4 protein-coding genes are annotated in these 3,477 nt (G+C 76.2%); 3 read left to right on the forward strand and 1 reads right to left on the reverse strand.

Translation table 11 applies throughout. The features are described from left to right. The first annotated feature begins 48 nt into the window (after positions 1-48). Both ACFXGA_RS31085 and ACFXGA_RS31090 read left to right on the forward strand, forming a co-directional pair. Entirely contained in the window at positions 49-867 is an 819-nt protein-coding gene (locus ACFXGA_RS31085) for a sensor histidine kinase (protein ID WP_378094112.1), read from the forward strand. A 100-nt stretch (positions 868-967) separates the two neighbouring features. Next, positions 968-1,570, forward strand: a complete 603-nt coding sequence (locus ACFXGA_RS31090) for a DNA-binding response regulator (RefSeq protein WP_378094055.1) — start codon at positions 968-970, stop codon at positions 1,568-1,570. Here ACFXGA_RS31090 and ACFXGA_RS31095 read toward each other — a convergent pair. Continuing rightward, positions 1,528-2,919, reverse strand: coding sequence for an aldehyde dehydrogenase family protein (locus ACFXGA_RS31095; RefSeq protein ID WP_378094114.1), 1,392 nt, complete (start codon positions 2,917-2,919; stop codon positions 1,528-1,530). The genes ACFXGA_RS31090 and ACFXGA_RS31095 overlap by 43 nt on opposite strands. Before the next feature lie 70 nt (positions 2,920-2,989). Between ACFXGA_RS31095 and ACFXGA_RS31100 the strand changes: the two genes are divergently transcribed. Then, positions 2,990-3,388: a ChaB family protein gene (locus ACFXGA_RS31100; RefSeq protein ID WP_378094057.1), complete on the forward strand. Its 399-nt coding sequence runs from the start codon at positions 2,990-2,992 to the stop codon at positions 3,386-3,388. The last annotated feature ends 89 nt before the right edge of the window (positions 3,389-3,477 follow it).

A 3,477-nucleotide genomic window follows, 5' to 3' on the forward strand; every position in this document is an offset into this window, starting at 1 on the left:
TGGCCCGGGGGCTCGTAGATGTGTCACTGTGCGCTGCTCCGCTCGTTGGTGATCCCGCTCGGGCCCGCCTCCGGGCCGGCCCGGCCCCGGTGGCCGGCCGCGGCGGTGATGTCGGTGCTCGCGGTGGCGGCGGGCGGCGTGTTCGGGGGCGAGGACGCCCGACCGGCGATGGTCCTGGCCGTGATGATGATCATCGCGCTGCTGTTCGCCGACCTGGCGCAGCTCTGGATCTGGCAGCTCGTCGTGCGGCAGGAGCAGGGCAGGCGGACGGCCGAGGCGCTGGCCGTGGCCGAGGAGCGGCTGCGGTTCGCCGCCGACCTGCACGACGTCCAGGGCCACCACCTCCAGGCGATCGCGTTGAAGGGCGAGCTGGCGCAGCGGCTGATCGGCCGGGACGACGAGCAGGCCCGGCGGCACGCGGGCGAGGTGGCCGAGCTGGCGCGGACCGCGTTGCGGGAGACCCGCGAGGTGGTGCAGGGCTACCGGCGGGCCAGCCTGGGCACGGAGATCGCGAACGCGGTGGGGGTGCTGCGGGCGGCGGGGATCGAGACGACGGTGGAGGGCGACGCGGCCCGCGTGCCGCCGCCGTTGCAGCCGTTGTTCGGCGCGCTGGTGCGGGAGGGGACGACGAACGTGCTGCGGCACAGCCGGGCGCGCCGCTGCGCGCTGGTGATCGACGTGGCCGGGGACCGGGTCTGCGTGCGGGTGCGCAACGACGGGGTGCCGGGCGCGGGCGAGGGCGGCGAGCCGGGTTCGGGCCTGGCCGGGCTGCGCGAGCGGTTCGCCGCGGTCGGGGGCCGGGTGGAGGCCGGTTCGGCGGGCCCGGAGGCGTTCGAGCTGGTGGGACGCGCCGGGGTGGGTCGATGACCCGGGTGGCGCCGGCCGGGGCGGGCCGCCGACCCGATCGGAGCGCGCCGGCGGTCCGGGAAGCGCACGGGGCCGCCGGCCGGCGCACGGGGGTGGGCCGGTGATCCGGGTGGTGCTGGCCGACGACGAAGACCTGATCCGGGGCGCGTTGGCGGCGTTGCTGGAGCTGGAGGACGACATCGAGGTGGTCGCGCAGGCCAGCGACGGCGAGGCGGCGGTCGCGGCGGTGCGGGCGCACCGGCCCGACATCGCCGTGTTCGACCTGGAGATGCCCCGGCGCGACGGCGTGCTGGCGGCCGAGGCGGTGCGCGGGCTCGACGGGGTCGCGGTGGTGATCGTGACCCGGCACGCCCGGCCCGGTGTGCTGCGGCGGGCGTTGAGCGCGGGCGTGCGCGGGTTCGTGCCCAAGACCACCCCGGCCGCGCGGCTCGCCTCCATCCTGCGCGACGTGCACGCCGGCCGGCGCTACGTGGACTCCGAGATCGCCGCGGCCGCGTTGACCGAGGGCGCGTGCCCGCTGACCTCCCGGGAGCTGGACGTGCTGCGGCACGCCCTCCAGGGCGGCACGGTGGCCACGATCGCCCGCGAGACCCACCTCGCCGCCGGCACGGTGCGCAACTACCTGTCGTCGGCGATGACCAAACTCGGCGTGACCACCCGCTACGAGGCCGCGCGGCTGGCCTGGGACGAGGGCTGGATCTGAGCCTGGCCGAGGTGCACGACCTTCACCGCGGTCATCTCGTCCAGCAGCTCCGGCCCGTACCCGAACCCGGTGCCGGACCGCCGGCGCGGCTCGGCGGCCCCGCCGGGCGCGCCGCCGAACACCGCGTTGACCTTCACCGTGCCGACCGGCAGCTCCCGCCACGCCCGCTGCGCGTGCGCCATCGACCCGGTGAGCACGGTCGCGGCCAGGCCGTGCTCGTCCACGCACGCCTCGACCAGGCCCTCCTCGAACGACGGCACCACGCGCACCGCCGCGACCGGGCCGAACGTCTCCTCCCGCATCACGCGCATGTCGGGCGTGCAGCGGGCGAGCACGGTCGCCGGGTAGTACGCGCCCTCGCGGTCCGGGATCCTGCCGCCGACCAGCAGCTCCGCGCCGTCGGCCACGGCCTCGGCGACGTGCGCGTGCACGTGCTCCCGCATCCGGGCGTCCACCAGCGGCTGCGGGTCGGCGTTCCAGCGCCCGGCCTCGTCGCACAGCGCCGCCAGGAACTCCCCGGCCACGGCCTGGTGCACGAAGATCCGCTCCACCGAGGTGCAGAGCTGCCCGGCGTTGGTGAACGCGCCGATCGCCGCCTGTTCGGCCGCCCAGGCCGGGTCCACGTCCGCGTCGACCAGCAGCGGGTCGTTGCCGCCGTTCTCCAGCAGCGCCTTCGCGCCGGTCGCGGCGCACGCGGCGGCGATCGAGCGGCCGGTCGCCGTGCCGCCGACGTGGGCGACGACGTCCACGTGCGGCGACGAGGCCAGCGCCGCGCCCACCGCGCCGTCGCCGGTGAGGCTCTGGAGCACGCCCGGCGGGAAGTGCTCGACCAGGAGCTGCGCCAGCAGCACACCCGTGTGCGGGCAGCGCTCGCTCGGCTTGTGCACCACGGTGTTGCCGGTCACCAGGGCCGCGCCGAGCAGCCCGCAGGAGACGGCGACCGGGTCGTTCCACGGGGTGAGGGCGACGACCACGCCGCGCGGCTCGGGGACCATGAAGTCGGCGGCGTCGTGCGCGCCGTGCAGCGACCGGCCGCGGTGCACCGGGCCCAGCTCGGCGTACTGCTCCAACGTGGACGCGCCCGCCAGCACACCGTCCCGGGCGGACCCGACGGGGCGGCCGGTCTCCGAGTGCAGCAGCTCGGCCAGCTCGTCCGCGTGCTCCCGGACCGCCGCCGCGGCGGCCCTGAGCGCCGCTCCCCGTTCGGCGGCAGGGGTTGCCGCCCAACCGGGTTGCGCCTCACGCGCGGTGAGCACCGCGCCGGCCACGTCCTCGTCCGTGGCGCCGGGCAACCAGCCGATCAGCCGACCGTCGACCGGGCTGTGGACGTCGAGTGCTGCGACACGCATGTCCGTCATGGACACCGGGTACCCCGGCGGTCGAGGTGAAACCCGAGGCGGAGCCCCGAGGAGGACAGCCATGCCCGGACGTGAGGAGCTGCCCAGCACGATCGCGCGGTCGTCGAAGAAGGCGCAGCGGACGTGGATCAAGGCGCACGACTCGGCCGTGCAGACGTACGGCGAGGGCCAGCGCTCGCACCGGACCGCGTTCGCCGCGTTGAAGCACTCGTTCGAGAAGGTCGGCGACCACTGGGAGCCGAAGCGGGAGAAGGGCCCGTCCGACGCGCAGGCCGCGCGCAGCACGCCCAAGCAGGGCAGGACGGCGGGCGGCGTGGACGCCAACGCCAGCAAGCAGCACCTCTACGACCTGGCGAAGAGGCTGGACGTGCCCGGCCGCTCGACCATGACCAAGCAGCAGCTCGTCGAGGCGATCGGCAAGGCCAACAACCGCAAGACCGCGAAGGCCCGGTCCAAGTAGGCGCGGCCCGGGGACTTCCGACGAGCCCCGGGCCCCCTCCGGGCGGGGCCCGGGGGGGTGAAGTGCCCGGGGGTGGCTGGTGCCCGGGG

The organism is Actinosynnema sp. NPDC059335 (genome assembly GCF_042752395.1).
Taxonomy (GTDB): domain Bacteria; phylum Actinomycetota; class Actinomycetes; order Mycobacteriales; family Pseudonocardiaceae; genus Actinosynnema.

Bases quoted from the DNA above. Each gene is read 5' to 3' on its own strand.
- ACFXGA_RS31095 (WP_378094114.1), bottom strand. From the start codon at position 2,919: ATGCGTGTCGCAGCACTCGACGTCCACAGCCCGGTCGACGGTCGGCTG.
- ACFXGA_RS31100 (WP_378094057.1), top strand. From the start codon at position 2,990: ATGCCCGGACGTGAGGAGCTGCCCAGCACGATCGCGCGGTCGTCGAAG.